Below are 14,970 nucleotides of genomic sequence, written 5' to 3'. Positions count from 1 at the left end.
CCGGAGACCTCGCCGACCAGCGCGGCACCGGCTCGGAGCGCCGCCGTGGCCACTGCCATCTTGCGGGTGTCGATCGAGATCGGCACGCCTGCGAGCGCCCGGATCACCGGCTCGGTGCGCGAGATCTCCTCGCCCACGGGCACTTCCTCGGCACCGGGGCGGGTGCTTTCGCCGCCGATATCGAGAAGGTCGGCGCCATCGGTCATCAGACGGCGGCCGCGCAGCGCGGCCTCGGTGCTGGAGCCGTCGAGCCCGCCATCGGAGAAGCTGTCGGGCGTGACGTTGAGGATCGCCATGATCTGCGGCTGGCGCATGTCGAGCCCCAAGAGCGGCGCGCGCGGCGCGGTCAGGCGCGCCAGCGCCGCCTCGGGGATCTCGGAGGCGGGTAGCCGCGTGACGCTGCCATCGCGACGGTGCCGGGCGACATGGGAGAACCAGCGCGGGCCGCCGGCCAGCGGCAGGGCATCATCGGGGCGGGGGGCGTCGGTGCGGACGAGGGGGCGGTAATATTCTCGCATGACCGGGTTTTGACGCCGCGCGGGGCGAATGGCAAGCGGACGCGTCGCCGCCTGTTTCAGACTGTGACAGCGCGCGCCGGGACGGTGACGTCCTCGGGCAGGGATTCGCCGATCACCACCAGCTCGGAGGCCTCCATGTGGCTGGCGAACCAGCCGGCGAGCGCCACGCTGTCGCGCGGCCGGGTGGCCGGGCCTTGGGTGGCGTCGAGCACGATCTTGGAGGGCGCCCAGACACAGATCTGGCCGTTCTTCATCGCCCAGTCGAGCTCGGTGCGGGTGGCGACCACCTTGCAGCGCGGATCGCGCGCGGCCAGCACCCAGCCGTTCTGCTCGATGGCGAGCAGATCGACGCGGCGCTGCGCCAAGGGATGGCCAGCCTGCGGACGGGCAAGATCGGGCAGACCCACGCAGAGGATCAGCGGCGCGGGCTCGGCGGCGAAACCGTCGATCCAGCCGGTGAGCTGATCAGAGGCAATCGCGGCGTTCGACAGGTAGACGATGCGCGGGTGCGGGCGCGGCTGCGCCACCTCGTTGAGATGGCTGCCGAAATCACGACGGGTGCGGACGATCTCGACCCCGAGCGCGCCGGGGCCGCGGTCGAGCTTTTCGATGCGCACGAAGGCGCGCATGGCCTGCGGCTCGAGCAGAATGCGCTCGGCGATGCGCTCGGCCAGGGTTTCCAGCAGGTTGAGCCGCTCGGCCTCGAGCTCGGTGGTGATCGCCTCGGTGACCCGGTCGTAGCTCAGGATACGGTCGACATCGTCATCGAGATGACCGCCCGAGGGGGTGACCTCGACCACCACGTCGAAGCGGATGCGCTGGGTGTGGCCGCGCTCGGCCTGGAAGGCGCCGATCTCGACCTCGCGCACATGCTCGCGCAGCGAGATGCGGTCGCGCGGCGCCTCGCCCTCGGTGGCGATGGCGCGCTCGGACGGGTGCGCAAAGGCAAGGCGGATTTCGTCGGCCATGAGGGGCCCTCGCATGTGGTCTTCAGGGGGCCGCCGCGGCAGATCTCTTGCGAGAGATGGCAGCAGGCGCGGGCGCCTCCTGCCGTGGGGAGGACCGGGCGGGATGCCCGGTACCCTATCGCAGCGAATGGCCCGGCGCGAGGGCCGGAAAACGGCGCTTTCGGCCGCGCCTGCGTCAGTTGCTGCTGATGCGGTAGTCCGGACGGTAGAACTGGTGCACGCCGATCGACGCGGTCTGGTTGAACTTGCGCGACCAGGACGGGTTCACCGCGTTGGTGTGATAATAGGTGGCGCCGCCGGTCAGGGCGCGCGGAGCGCCCGAGAGCATGATCTTGGCCACCTTGCCGACGCGCTCCCAGGCGCGGGGCTCGTTGATGTGCTCGGGGTTGCCGTCGCAGGTATAGGTGAACTGGCAGGCGTATTTGCGTCCGGTGCCCTGCTTGATCACGCCGCAGACCGAATCCGGGAACTTTGCGCTGTCTACGCGGTTGAGAATAACCTCGGCGACGGCAAACTGTCCCTTCACCGTCTCGCCGCGGGCCTCGAAGTAGAGCGCCTCGGCCAGGCACTGCCACTGGGCGCCGCCGCTGGCCTCGGGCTGGCTCTCGAGCCACGCGCGATCGTAAGAAAACCCGCCAGTCGGCGCTTCGGGCGAGACGAGCGCATTGAGATGTGCTTTGGTGGCGGTATTGAGGCCGCGCTGCTCGAGCTTCACCAGACGGCGGATATTGTCCTGCTTCACCTCGGCAGCAAGCGGAGTGGCCGCCGCCAGCAGCGCCAGCGCGGTAAACATAGCCTTGATCATCTGTCCCTCTTTACGTCGCGTCCCAGGTGGCGATTTCCCCAAAATCGCTCAAAATCGCGGCGTAATTAGTAAAATTGTTCCAAGCGGTCTAGCGTAAGTGACCGATATGGGCGGATTCCGGCCCAAATACATTGTTAACTTGACATATGTTGTGGCGCGACTGTTGCGCGCCTACCCGATCTTGTCTTGTATCGCGAGTTGAGCTGCTGCAAGACGTGCAACCGGGACGCGAAACGGCGAGCAGCTCACGTAATCGATGCCCGCGTTCCGGCAGAAGGCAATCGATTCGGGGTTGCCACCATGCTCGCCGCAGACCGACAGCATCACCCCGCCATTGCCCTGCCGGCCGCGGTCGACGCCGATGCGGATCAGCTCGCCCACGCCCTCGGCATCGAGCCGGTGGAACGGATCCTCGGGGAAGACGCCCTGCTGCACGTAATGCGACATGAAGCGCCCGGCATCGTCGCGCGAGAGACCGTAGGTCATCTGCGTGAGGTCGTTGGTGCCGAAGCTGAGGAAATGCGCGTGCTGCGCGATCTCGTCGGCGCGCAGGCAGGCGCGCGGGGTCTCGACCATGACGCCGAGCGAATAGTCGAAGTCGCGCCCGCGCTCGATGCGCACCGCCGCGGCCACCGCGTCGATGCGGTTGCGCACCAGCTCGACCTCGCGGCAGGCGGAGACCAGCGGCAGCATGATCTCGGGCACCACCGGCGCGCCTTCCTTCGACGCCTCGAGCGTCGCTTCAAAGATGGCGCGGGCCTGCATGTCGTAGATCTCGGGCACCGCGATGCCGAGCCGCACGCCGCGCATCCCCAGCATCGGGTTGTACTCGCCCATGCTTTCCACCCGGCGGGTCACGTCCGAGACCGGCAGGTCGAGCGCCTCGGCCAGATCGCGCAGGCCAGCGCGGTCGGAAGGCAGGAACTCGTGCAGCGGCGGATCGAAGAGGCGAATGCAGACCGGCATCCCCTCCATGATGCGGAACAGCTCGATGAAATCGGTGCGCTGCATCGGCAGAAGCCGGGCGAGGGCGGCCTTCCGGTCGTCGGGGCTGTCGGCGAAGATCATCTCACGCATCGGCGTGATGCGCTCGGCCTCGAAGAACATGTGCTCGGTGCGGCAAAGCCCGATGCCCTGCGCCGCGAAATTGCGCGCCGTGGTGGCGTCGGCCGGGGTGTCGGCGTTGGCGCGGATGCCGATGTCGCGCTCGGCATCGGCCCAGGACATGAAGATGTGGAAGGCGTCGTCGAGCGCCGCCTCGATCATCTTGGGGGCGCCCGCCAGAACCTGCCCCGAGCTGCCGTCGACGGTGATCGTGTCGCCCTCGCGGAAGCGGCGGCCATCCTCGGCCAGCAGGGTCTTGTCGTTGAGACGGAAGCCCATGCGGGCCGCGCCCACCACGCAAGGCAGGCCGAGGCCACGCCCGATCACCGCGGCGTGGCTGGTCATGCCGCCACGCTCGGTCAGAACCGCCGCCGCGGCGTGCATGCCGCGCACATCCTCGGGCGAGGTTTCGCGCCGGACAAGAATGCAAGGCTCGCCGCGCGCCGCGCTGGCCTGCGCCTCGGAGGAGGAGAACACGATCTTGCCGGTGGCGGCGCCCGGCGAGGCGGCGACGCCACGGCCGATCACGTCGCGCTCGGCCTCGGGGTCGACCTGCCGGTGCAGCAGTTCGGAAAGGCCGCGCGGCTCGACGCGCATCAGGGCCTCCTGCTGCGAGATGATGCCGTCATTGGCCAGCCGCACCGCGATCTGCAGCGCCGCGCGCGAGCTGCGCTTGACGCGCATGCCGTCGAGAATGTGCACCGAACCGTTCTCGAGAGTGAACTCGATCTGCATCTCGGCCCGCAGGCGGCGGCGCACCAGCGCGGCATAGCCCTTGAGCGTCTCGAAGGCCTCCGGGGCCTGCTCCTCGAGCGAGGCGCCGCGCGGGTCGCGTTCGAGATAGAGCGAGCTCTGCTCGCAATGCAGCGCCTCGCGGCCCTGGCTCTGGCTCATGTAGCGGCCGGTGATCTGCGGCTGCCCGGTCTCGGAATTGACCAGCTGAAGCACGCCCGAGCCGCATTCGCCTAGGCCCAGCCCCAGCGCCATTTCCTGCACGATGAGCCCGAGCCCGGCATCGACCGGCGCGCCCTTGGCCTGCCGCAACAGCCGCGCGGTGGTGCCTTCCCAGGCCCGCGCCATCGAGCGCAGCACCTCGGCCAGTTGCACGGCGGGATCCTGCGGGAAGGGCTCTTCGGCCTCTTCCTCGTAGCAGCGCAGCACGTCGCTCAGCCCTTCCTGGCCGGCGCTGTCGATCTCTTCGAACACGTCGGGGTCGAGTCGCGCCACGTGGATGGCGTAGGCGGTGACGAACCGCATGTAGAGATCCGAGGCCAGCTCGGGACCCATGCGATCGGAGAACTCGACAAAGGCGGCGTCGTTCATGCCGATATTGAGCACCGAGCCCGGCCCGCCCCAGTCTGGATCTTCCGAGGAGGGGCGCACGCAAAGCAGGGCGCCGGGGGCGAATTCGGCAAGGATTCCGCGGATATCGGGCATCTCGCCGGCGGCGATGCGATGCACGGTGTCGAAGCTCAGCGCGACGGTGCGGGGCACCGGAAGATCGAGCCGCACCAGCCGCTGCAGGCACTTGGCACGCCCCCCGTGGGTCGGCGTCGCGATCGGCGCCGATGGGGTGATGAGCGTGACCCGTGGGTCCTGATCCTGTCGCAGCGTGTCGGGCACGTGAAATCCTGTTTTTCCGCGGTGCAGCATAGCCCGGAAACGGGCGTTCGCACCATCACCTTTTCAGGAGTACCTAAGGTTAAGGGGCTGCTGCAAAGATGCCATCTTGCGGCGCGCGGGTGCAAGAAATCTCGGCACGCGCGCCGCAAGTCTCTGGTGCGGAAAGGCTTTCGGGCAACGCCCGGGTCAGCCCTCCAGCCGGTTCAGGTCGGCGACCTGAAGGCAGCTCGTGCGGATGCGCGACAGCAGGTTGAGGCGGTTGCGGCGCACCACCTCGCTCTCGGCATTGACCTGCACCGCCTCGAAGAAGGCGTCGATCGGCGCGCGCAGGCCCGCCATGGCGGTCATCGCTGCGGCGAAATCTTCCTTTTCCAACGCGGGCTTGATCCGTGCATCGGCGTCGTCGAGCGCGGCGAAGAGCGCCTTCTCCTCGTCGACCTCGGCAAACTTGGGATCGGCGCCGAAGCTGTACTCGACCCCGTCCTTCTCCTCGGCCTGGGTGAGGATGTTGTTGGCGCGTTTGAACCCCTGCACGAGATTTGCGCCGTCCTCGGTGCCCAGCACCTCGCCAAGCGCCGTGGCGCGGTTGACCACCAGCGCGAGGTCGTCGCGGTTGGGCATCGCCAGCACCGCGTCGATCACGTCGTGGCGCACGCCTTCGTCACGCAGGTGCACCTTGAGCCGGTCGTGGAAGAAGGCGAGCAGATCGTCGCTGAGATCCGGGCTGTGGTTGGTCACGTCCGCGACCCACTCTGCCGCGTCGCCCTCGATCTGGTCGATCACCGCCTTGACCGAGGAACCGAAGACGCCGTGCTGGGCGATCTCGCGCAGCAGCGCGTCGCGCAGCTCCTGCTGGTCGCGGTCCGCGCCGGTGTCGATCTTGTGGCGCAGGATCTGCGCGTCGAAGAGCCGGTCGAGATGCAGGCGCAAACCGTTGACCAGCACCAGACGGATCACGCCAAGGGCGGCGCGGCGCAGGGCGTAGGGATCCTTGGAGCCGGTGGGCTTCTCGTCGATGGCCCAGAAGCCGGTCAGCGTGTCGAGCTTGTCGGCCAGCGCGACGGCCACCGAGACCGGCGCGGTCGGCACGGCATCGGACGGCCCGAGCGGCGAGTAATGCTCCTCGCAGGCGGCGGCGACCTCCGCCGGCAGGCCCGCGGCCTCGGCGTAATAACGCCCCATAAGCCCCTGAAGCTCGGGGAATTCATAGACCATCTCCGAGCTCAGATCGGCCTTGGCGACGCGCGCGGCCTGCTCGGCCAGCGCGGCATCCGCGCCGACCATCGGCGCGATCTCGCGCGCCAGCGCGGCAATGCGCTCGATGCGGTCGCGCTGCGAGCCGAGCTTGTTGTGGAAGGTGACGTTGCCGAGCCGCTCGGTCCAGGCCTCGAGCCCGGCCGTCTTGGCGACGCGCAGATCGTTCTCCCAGAAGAACTTGGCATCCGACAGACGGGCCGAGAGCACCTTGTTGTTGCCCGCGAGGATGGTCGCGCCGTCATCTGGCGTTTCCACATTTGCAACCGTCACGAAGCCCTCGATGCGCTTGGTGGTCGGATTCTTGACCGAAAAGAACTTCTGGTGCTCTTTCATCGAAGTTTGCAGCACTTCCGGCGGCAGCCCGAGGAAGGCGTCGTCGATCTTGCCCATCAGCACCACCGGCCACTCGACCAGCCCGGCCACCTCGGCCAGAAGCCCGCGATCCTCGACCACTTCGAGGCTCTGGGCGAAAGCGCGATTTGTCGCGTCATGCCAGATGGTTTCGGCGCGTTCTTCCGCCGAAAGGATCACCTTCGAGCGCTTGAGCCGGGTCTCGTAATCGGCAAAAGAGGTCACCTCGAAGGCGCCGTCGCCCATGAAGCGGTGCCCCTCGGTGGTCTGGCCCGCGACAATGCCGTCGATTTCCAGCGGCACCACGGCGTCGCCCGCCTCCGAGCTCAGCACGCAGGTGATGCGATGCAGCGGGCGCACCCAGCGCAGCGTGCCAGCACCCCAGCGCATCGCCTTGGGCCAGGGGAAATTGCGGATCGTCGCCTCGAGCACCTCGGCCACGATCTCGGCGGCCGGGCGGCCCGGCTTCTCGATCACCGCGTAGAGGAAGGTGCCCTTCTTGTCCTCGCGTTCCTCGCATTGCTCGCGGCTGACGCCGGCGCCGCGCAGGAAGCCGGCGATGGCTTTCTCCGGCGCGTCGACCTTGGGGCCGCGGCGCTCTTCGCGGGTGGCGGGGGAGGCGTCGAGCAGCCCCTGCACGGTGAGCGTCAGCCGGCGCGGCGTCGAGAAGGCGGCGGTGCCGGCATAGGTCAGACCGTTCTCCACCAGACCGTCGGTGACGAGTTTCTTCAGATCCTCCGCGGCGCGCGTCTGCATGCGGGCGGGGATTTCCTCGGAAAAGAGTTCGATCAGAAGGTCGGGCATTGTCTCACCAAAGCATCCGCCCGCGCCGGGAGCAGCGCGGGCTGTTGTTCGCTTCGGTGGATAACGGCCCCGGGGGCCGAGGTCCAGCGGTTAGCCGTCAGGCGGTGGCCTGTTGCAGCTTGCCCTCGGCCTTGAGCTTGGCGCGGCGCGCCAGCGTCATCACGTCGTCGCCCGAGCGGCGCGGCACGATGCGGTAGGCGGCCTCGATGAAGTTCTCCACCGCAAAGCCGATCAGACCCACCGCGATCACCCCCAGAAGCACGCGGCCATAGGCCACCGAGCGGATCTGGTCGAGCGCGGTGCCGACACCGCCGGCCTCGCCGGGATTGTGGGTCAGGCCCGCGTAGAAGATCGAGGCGCCGATGATGCCGATCACGATGCCTTCTGCGATGAGGCCGAACTTCATCACCGGGTCGAGCTTGCGCGCAAGCGGCGTCACGCGGATGTCGCGCTTGTACTTCTCCTTGAGCCCCTTGTGGGCGTAGTAGATGCCGGCGCCGATGGTCACCAGCCCCACGGCCATCACCAGCCACGGCCCCCAGGGCATCGCCATGAGCTTCTGCGTCGCGGTCTGCGCCCCGTCTCCGCCGCTGTCGCCGCGCATCGCGGTGGTCGCGACGGAAACGCCGATGACGCCATGGATCACCCCGGTGATCGCCTGCCCGGCGCGGGCCACCATGCCCTTGACGTCGGTGCCGTTGCATTCGAGATCCATCCAGGCATCGATCAGCCGCCACACCATGTAGGCCATGAGCCCGATGGCAATGGCCCAGAGCAGCGCCACGCCCCAGGGCACCCCGCGCAGCTCGGCCAGCGCATCGGTGGTGCCCTCCGCTTGTCCGCCGCGCCAGGCGGCCAGCAGCGCGAGCCCTCCGACGACGGTATAAACGGCACCGCGCGCGGCATAACCGGCGCGCATTACGGGAACGACCCAGGCGGGCGCTTTGTCTGACATGGCTGAACTCCTCGGTTGGGAAGACAGCGCCCGAGCCCTGCAAAAAGTTCCGCGCGGCCTCGCCACCCGCGCCCAACCCCCTGTCTTCTCTGGTTCAAAAATACCTCGGGGGAATCGCAGCTCTGCTGCGATGGGGGCAGCGCCCCCCAACCCGCGGAATCACCTGGCGCGGCGCAGATCAGGGGCCGGTGTCACGACACGAGGCCCGCGACCTCACTCCCGTGGGGGGCAATCCTCGCCGAGCGGCGTGCCGTCATAGGCCTTGTCGCCGCAATCGTTGATCTCTTCCCAGATGTAGCCGCGCCCGTCCTCGGTCACCGCAACCACCCGGTCGATGCCGTATTCGATGTTGCGCTGAGCGGTGTAGACATGCGCCTGGCCGGTCTCGACCAGTTCCCCGATCGCCTCGGCGTCGAAGCAGCCGAACCAGAACGGCGCGTTGCGCGGCTCGGCGCCCGCGTAGCGCTCGAACCGCGCATCCAGCCCCTGCGGGCGCTCCGGCGTGGTGAAGCAGCCGCGGAAGCGGATCGGCGAGCTGGTGGCGTCGATGCCCTCGAAATCGCCGTAGGCAATATGTTCGGGCGCGCCGCCGTCGAGCGGGGTCAGGAAGACCTGCCCGGCATCGTCCTCGACGCGCTCGTAGTAGTGGAAGACCTGGAAGTAATAGACCCCGGCGCCGAAGAGCAGGGCGGTCACGATGATGGCGATGCCGAGGATCTTGCCGCTCATGTCTGCGCTCCGGTCGGGGTCTGTCTCAGAATGTCGAACCTGACGGCTCAGGCGGCGTAGCCGCCGGCCTCGGTCATCACGAAGGCGTCGGCGCAGCGCTTGGCCAGCGCCCGAACCCGGCCGATATAGGCCTGCCGCTCGGTGACCGAGATCACCCCGCGCGCGTCGAGCAGGTTGAACAGGTGGCTGGCCTTGATGCACTGGTCATAGGCCGGGTGGGCCATGACGATGCGCTTGCCGGTCTTCGGATCCTCGGCCTCGGCCTCGAGGATGCGCTGGCACTCGGCCTCGGCGTCCTCGAAATGCTTAAGCAGGATCTCGGTATCGGCGACATCGAAGTTCCAGCGCGAGTATTCCTGCTCGGTCTGGCGGAACACGTCGCCATAAAGCAGCGGCTGCGGCGATTGCGGATCGTTGAACGGCATCTCCATGACGTGGTCGATGCCGAGCACGTACATCGCAAGGCGCTCGAGCCCGTAGGTCAGCTCGCCCGAGACCGGCGTGCAGTCATGCCCGCCAACCTGCTGAAAATAGGTGAATTGCGACACTTCCATGCCGTCGCACCAGACCTCCCAGCCAAGCCCCCAGGCGCCCAGCGTCGGGCTTTCCCAGTCGTCCTCGACGAAGCGCACGTCATGCATCGACATGTCGATGCCGATGGCCTCGAGCGAGCCGAGATAGAGATCCTGCAGGTCCGGCGGCGACGGTTTGATCAGCACCTGGAACTGGTAGTAATGCTGCAGCCGGTTCGGGTTCTCGCCGTAGCGCCCGTCGGTCGGGCGGCGCGAGGGCTGCACATAGGCCGCGGCCCAGGGCTTGGAGCCAAGCGCGCGCAGGGTGGTGGCCGGGTGGAAGGTGCCGGCACCGACTTCCATGTCGTAGGGCTGCAGCACGGCGCAACCCTTGGCCGCCCAATAGGTCTGCAGTCGCAGGATGATCTCCTGGAAACTCCGCGGTTTGGTGCTGGTGTCGGTCATCGCATCTGCCCTGTCTGCAAGCTTGCGTCTGATTATGCGTCACAGGCGCAAGGGTCAATTGCGGGGCTGACCATATTTTGAGGTGACGGCCCGACCCGGTCTGGTAAACACATCGTCAGAGCAAAAAAGATTTCCGACGCAAGGGACAGATACAGGGATGTTGAGGTCAATTCTGATGGCGGGCGCGGCAACTGTGCTGGTCGCGCAGGCAGCCATCGCGCAGGAGCGTGTGTTTATCCAGATCGAGGCGCAGCCGAGCCTGACCCAGGCCGAAGCGGCGCTGCGCGGCTACGCAAGCCGTCTCGACAACGTCAACGGCTTCTCGCTGGGTGGCGGCTGGTACGGCATCGCGCTTGGCCCCTACAGCCCCGACGACGCCGGCCAGCTTCTGCGCAACCTCCGCGCCAACGGCCTGATCCCGCGCGACAGCTATCTCGCCGCGACCTCCGAGTATCGCGATCAGTTCTGGCCGGTGGGGGCAGGGCTTGCGACGCAGCAGCCGGTGCAGCCGGTGCCGCAGCCAGACCCGCAGGCAGAGGAGCAGCCCGCCGAGACCCCGGTTGTGCAGGCCGAGCCGGAGCCGGCGCCCGAGCCGGTGATCGACGAGACCCCGCGCGAGGCCCGCGCCAGCGAGGCGCTGCTCAACCGCGCGCAGCGCGAGCAGCTGCAGATCGCCCTGCGCTGGGCCGGGGTCTACGACGCCGGCATCGACGGCGCCTTCGGCCGCGGCACCCGCAACGCCATGGCGGCGTGGCAGTCGCAGAACGGCTACGAGGTCACCGGTATCCTGACCACCGCGCAGCGCGCCGACCTGATGGGGCAGTACAACGCCGTGCTCGACGGGCTCGACATGCAGCTGGTGCGCGACGAGCGCGCCGGCATCAGCATCGACATGCCGACCGGCGCCGTGGCATTCGAGCGCTACGAGGCACCCTTCGCGCTTTACGAGCCGAGCGGCGAGCTGCAGGCCCGCGTGCTGCTGATCAGCCAGCCCGGCGACCGTCAGAGCATGGGCGGTCTCTACGAGATCATGCAGACGCTCGAGATCGTGCCGCTCGAGGGCCTGCGCGAGCGCAACCGCGACGGCTTTACCCTGACCGGTTCCAACAGCCGCATCGTCAGCCACACCGAGGTGCGCCTGCGCGACGGCCATATCAAGGGCTTCACCCTGATCTGGCCCGCCGGCGACGAAGAGCGCCGCGAGCGGGTGCTCGGCCTGATGCAAAGCAGCTTCTCGACCACCGACGCGGTGCTCGACCCCGCAGAGGTGAGCGATGCCGGCCAGTCGGTCGATCTGGTCTCCGGGCTCGAGATCCGCAAGCCCACGGCGACGGTCTCCGGCTTCTTCGTCGATGCCGGCGGCGCCGTGGTGACCTCGGCGGACGCGGTGGCGTCCTGCGGGCGCATCACGCTCGACGACGTCTACGAGGCCACGGTGGTGGCGCGCGACGCCGGCCTCGGCGTCGCGGCTCTGCGGCCCGACACGGCGCTGGCGCCGCGCTCGGTGGCGATGTTCCGGCAGGACACGCCCCGGATCAACTCCGAGGTCGCCGTCGCCGGCTACCCGTTCGGCGGCGTTCTCAGCGCACCGACCCTGACCTTCGGCGCGCTCGAGGATCTGCGCGGGCTCGGCGGAGAGGAAGAGCTTCAGCGCCTCGCGCTGGCGGCCCAGCCCGGCGATGCGGGCGGTCCGGTGGTGGATGCGGGCGGCGCGGTGCTGGGCATGCTGCTGCCCAAAGCCCAGAACGGCCAGTCGCTGCCCGAAGACGTCGCCTTTGCCGCCGACGCCTCGGCGCTTCAGGCCTTCCTGACCGGGGCCGGGCTGCGCAGCACCGGAACGCAGGGCGAGGGCGCGATGGCGCCCGAGGACCTGACCGCCGCTGCCGGCGCGATGACCGTCAAGGTGAGCTGCTGGGAGTGATCCCGGCGACTGCCAACGCATAACCGCTTGATCCGGCCCGCCCTCGCGCGGTTATCCTTCGGGGAAGGTTTTCCCCGGAGGCGCAAATGCTTGGCTATCTCACCCTGATCTTCACCTGCCAGCTCGCCGGCGAGCTGCTGGTCGGCACGCTGGCCATGCCGGTACCGGGGCCTGTCGTCGGCATGGTGTTGCTGTTCCTCTACCTCGCGCTGCGCCGCTCGGTGCCCGAGGGGCTGGGGCAGGCGGCGGGCGGGCTGCAGCGGGCCATGTCGCTGCTCTTTGTGCCCGCGGGCGCAGGGGTCATGCTGCATTTCCACCTGCTGGCCGAGGCGGCGCTGCCGCTGGGTCTGGGCCTGCTGGTAAGCACCATCGCCACCATCGCGATCACCGGCCTCCTGATGAGCTGGCTCGGACGCGGGGCGCGCGACGATGGATAATCTCGAGAACCTCGCCGAGACTTGGGTCTATCTCAGCGCCTCGCCGCTGTTTCACCTGACCCTGACGCTGGTCGCCTTCCAGGGCGCCTCGTGGCTCTTTGAGAAGGGCGGGCGCAACCCGTTGCTGAACCCGGTACTGGGGGCAGTGATCGTGGTGGTGGCGGTGCTGGTCGCCACCGGGACCGATTACGCCACCTATTTCGAGGGCGCGCAGTTCGTGCATTTCCTGCTCGGGCCCGCCACCGTTTCGCTCGCCGTGCCGCTCTACCGGCAGTGGGCCTTGGTGCGGCGCTCGGCGCTGGCAATCACCGTGAGCCTGCTCTGCGGCTCGCTGACCGCGATCCTGACCGCGGTGGGCGTGGCGTGGCTGGCGGGCGGCGGCGGCGAGGTGCTGGCCTCGATCGCGCCCAAGTCGGTGACCGCGCCGGTCGCAATGGCCATTGCCGAGGAGCTCGGCGGCGTGCCGTCGCTGACCGCGGTGCTGGTGATCGTGACCGGGATCCTCGGCGCCATGGCGGGGCCCTGGGTGCTCACCCTCTTTGGCGTGACCGGCTGGAGCGCCCGCGGCCTCGCCATCGGCACCGCGAGTCACGGCATCGGCACCGCCCGCGCCCTGCAGGTCAACGAGACGGCGGGGGCCTTTGCGGGGCTTGCCATGGGGCTCAACGCGCTCGCCACGGCGCTTTTGCTGCCGATCCTCTGGGGGCTGCTGTTCTGACGGAGCCACGTGGCGCAGAGGCTGCCCGGCGGGATGTGCCTCTTTTTTCGGCACTTCGGCCGCAGCGGGGCGTGTGAGGCGGATTGAAATGCTGCATTGCAGCATAAGCGCTCCGATTGGCGCCCCGTTTGCGCTAGGGTGGGGCTGGGAGGACCAACGCCAGACGACTGCAAGGACTCTCCCCATGTGTCTGACCGCCGAAGCTCTCTTTCTCTTCCTCTCGATCCTGCCGCAGGAGATCGTCGACGTCAGCGACGCGCGCATCACCGTAGCCGCCGAGACCCGCGACGCGGTCTGGCTTGCCAAGGGCGATGAGTGGTGCACCACCGCGCCGCAAATCGACGCCGCGATCCGGCTCAAGAAGGGTGAGGCGCTCTGAGCGCCTCTGCAACGCAAAAGCCCGCGCCGGTGAGGGCGCGGGCCTGATCCGGCCCAAGGGCCGGATGGATCAAAGGGCGATCAGTTCTTCGCCTTGTCGACCATCTTGCCGGCGGAGATCCACGGCATCATGTCGCGCAGCTTTTCACCGACCTGCTCGATCTGGTGCTCGTCATTGGCGCGGCGCGAGGCCTTCAGGGTCGGCTGGCCGACGGCGTTCTCGAGCATGAAGTCGCGCACGAACTTGCCCTGCTGGATGTCGGTCAGAACCGCCTTCATCGCCGCCTTGGTCTGCTCGTAGGGCAGGATGCGCGGGCCGGTGACGTACTGGCCGTACTCGGCGGTGTTGGAGATCGAGTAATCCATGTTGGCGATGCCGCCTTCATAGATCAGATCGACGATCAGCTTCACTTCGTGAAGGCACTCGAAATAGGCCATCTCGGGGGCGTAGCCGGCTTCCACCAGGGTCTCGAAGCCGCAGCGGATCAGTTCGACGAGGCCGCCGCAGAGCACGGCCTGCTCGCCGAAGAGGTCGGTCTCGCACTCTTCACGGAAGTTGGTCTCGATGATGCCCGAGCGGCCGCCGCCGATGGCGGAGCAGTAGGACAGGCCGATCTCGAGCGCCTTGCCGGTGGCGTCCTGGTTGACGGCCACGAGGCAGGGCACGCCGCCGCCCTTGACGTATTCGCCGCGCACGGTGTGGCCGGGGCCCTTCGGTGCCATCATGATGACGTCGACGCCGGGCTTGGCTTCGATCAGGCCGAAATGCACGTTCAGGCCGTGGGCGAAGGCGATCGCCGCGCCGTCCTTGAGGTTGTCATGCACGTACTTCTTGTAGGTCTCGGCCTGAAGCTCATCGGGCATGGTGAACATGATCAGGTCGCACCAGGCCGCCGCTTCGGCGATGCCCATGACCTGCAGGCCTTCGCCTTCGGCCTTCTTGGCCGAGGGGGAGCCTTCGCGCAGGGCGACGACGACGTTCTTGGCGCCGCTGTCGCGCAGGTTCAGCGCGTGCGCGTGGCCCTGGCTGCCATAGCCGAGGATCGCCACTTTCATGTCCTTGATCAGGTTGATGTCGCAATCGCGGTCGTAATAAACGCGCATGGTCTCGTCCTTCCTAGGTGATCTTGTTTTTGATCTCGTTGTGGCGGGCAATCTAGCGGGCTGCGGGCGATGGTGCTTGCGTAGTTCTTGAATTTTCCGCGCAATGGTGAAAGATCATTCTCGCTTTTGAGATTTGGCGGTGAATTCATGCTCGACGATACCGACCGGCGCATCCTGCGCCAGTACCAGGCCGCGCCCGAGATCGCCTCGGCCGAGCTCGCCGAGCGCGCCGGCGTCACGCCCTCGACGCTGGCGCGGCGGCTGGCGGCGATGCGCGAGGGCGGCGTGCTGCGCGGGGTGCGCGGCGTGGTCGACGAGTTG

General features: G+C 68.0%; 14 protein-coding genes. 5 read left to right on the top strand and 9 right to left on the bottom strand.

Going from position 1 to position 14,970, the window contains the following annotated elements; translation table 11 throughout:
* The 8 genes from AC6RA4_RS14755 to AC6RA4_RS14720 all read right to left on the bottom strand — a co-directional run.
* The coding region (locus AC6RA4_RS14755; protein WP_500161535.1) for a dihydropteroate synthase at positions 1 to 518 on the bottom strand (518 nt) is incomplete at its 3' end.
* Positions 519 to 574: 56 nt separating this feature from the next.
* Complete coding sequence (locus tag AC6RA4_RS14750; protein ID WP_500161533.1) at positions 575 to 1,486, bottom strand: dihydroneopterin aldolase; 912 nt, start codon at positions 1,484 to 1,486, stop codon at positions 575 to 577.
* Positions 1,487 to 1,661: 175 nt separating this feature from the next.
* On the bottom strand, positions 1,662 to 2,291 hold the full coding sequence (locus tag AC6RA4_RS14745; RefSeq protein ID WP_500161532.1) for a cell wall hydrolase: 630 nt from the start codon (positions 2,289 to 2,291) through the stop codon (positions 1,662 to 1,664).
* Positions 2,292 to 2,462: 171 nt separating this feature from the next.
* Positions 2,463 to 5,048 carry a putative PEP-binding protein gene (locus AC6RA4_RS14740; RefSeq protein WP_500161530.1) on the bottom strand — a complete coding sequence of 862 codons (2,586 nt, stop codon included), beginning with the start codon at positions 5,046 to 5,048 and terminating at the stop codon, positions 2,463 to 2,465.
* A gap of 156 nt (positions 5,049 to 5,204) precedes the next feature.
* Positions 5,205 to 7,430 carry a glycine--tRNA ligase subunit beta gene (gene glyS, locus AC6RA4_RS14735; protein WP_500161529.1) on the bottom strand — a complete coding sequence of 742 codons (2,226 nt, stop codon included), beginning with the start codon at positions 7,428 to 7,430 and terminating at the stop codon, positions 5,205 to 5,207.
* Positions 7,431 to 7,527: 97 nt separating this feature from the next.
* Positions 7,528 to 8,385, bottom strand: a complete 858-nt coding sequence (locus AC6RA4_RS14730) for a DUF1206 domain-containing protein (RefSeq protein ID WP_500161527.1) — start codon at positions 8,383 to 8,385, stop codon at positions 7,528 to 7,530.
* Positions 8,386 to 8,598: 213 nt separating this feature from the next.
* The gene (locus AC6RA4_RS14725) at positions 8,599 to 9,114 is read right to left on the bottom strand and encodes a DUF6446 family protein (RefSeq protein ID WP_500161525.1); all 516 of its coding nucleotides are present in this window, start codon (positions 9,112 to 9,114) and stop codon (positions 8,599 to 8,601) included.
* Between the two features lie 47 nt (positions 9,115 to 9,161).
* Positions 9,162 to 10,091 (bottom strand): glycine--tRNA ligase subunit alpha, encoded by a 930-nt coding sequence (locus tag AC6RA4_RS14720; RefSeq protein ID WP_500161523.1) that lies wholly within the window; start codon positions 10,089 to 10,091, stop codon positions 9,162 to 9,164.
* Positions 10,092 to 10,266: 175 nt separating this feature from the next.
* Here AC6RA4_RS14720 and AC6RA4_RS14715 point away from each other — a divergent pair, with 175 nt between their 5' ends.
* The 4 genes from AC6RA4_RS14715 (at position 10,267) to AC6RA4_RS14700 (ending at position 13,546) form a co-directional block, all read left to right on the top strand.
* The gene (locus AC6RA4_RS14715) at positions 10,267 to 12,012 is read left to right on the top strand and encodes a trypsin-like peptidase domain-containing protein (protein WP_500161521.1); all 1,746 of its coding nucleotides are present in this window, start codon (positions 10,267 to 10,269) and stop codon (positions 12,010 to 12,012) included.
* An 86-nt stretch (positions 12,013 to 12,098) separates the two neighbouring features.
* Positions 12,099 to 12,449 (top strand): CidA/LrgA family protein, encoded by a 351-nt coding sequence (locus AC6RA4_RS14710; RefSeq protein WP_500161519.1) that lies wholly within the window; start codon positions 12,099 to 12,101, stop codon positions 12,447 to 12,449.
* Positions 12,442 to 13,167, top strand: coding sequence for an LrgB family protein (locus AC6RA4_RS14705; RefSeq protein WP_500161518.1), 726 nt, complete (start codon positions 12,442 to 12,444; stop codon positions 13,165 to 13,167). The genes AC6RA4_RS14710 and AC6RA4_RS14705 overlap by 8 nt, the downstream gene beginning before the upstream one ends.
* Positions 13,168 to 13,351: 184 nt before the next feature.
* Positions 13,352 to 13,546 carry a hypothetical protein gene (locus AC6RA4_RS14700; RefSeq protein ID WP_500161517.1) on the top strand — a complete coding sequence of 65 codons (195 nt, stop codon included), beginning with the start codon at positions 13,352 to 13,354 and terminating at the stop codon, positions 13,544 to 13,546.
* Positions 13,547 to 13,626: 80 nt separating this feature from the next.
* Here AC6RA4_RS14700 and ilvC read toward each other — a convergent pair whose 3' ends face one another.
* On the bottom strand, positions 13,627 to 14,649 hold the full coding sequence (gene ilvC / locus AC6RA4_RS14695; RefSeq protein ID WP_500161515.1) for a ketol-acid reductoisomerase: 1,023 nt from the start codon (positions 14,647 to 14,649) through the stop codon (positions 13,627 to 13,629).
* A 147-nt stretch (positions 14,650 to 14,796) separates the two neighbouring features.
* On the opposite strand from ilvC, the gene AC6RA4_RS14690 reads away from it, so the two are divergent.
* Positions 14,797 to 14,970: Lrp/AsnC family transcriptional regulator (locus tag AC6RA4_RS14690; RefSeq protein ID WP_500161537.1), on the top strand; the 174-nt coding region annotated here is incomplete at its 3' end.

The sequence above is a fragment of the Salipiger sp. genome (assembly GCF_059781815.1).
Note: the sequence above shows the minus strand (reverse complement) of the source record. Positions and strands in the feature narration are given on the sequence as shown.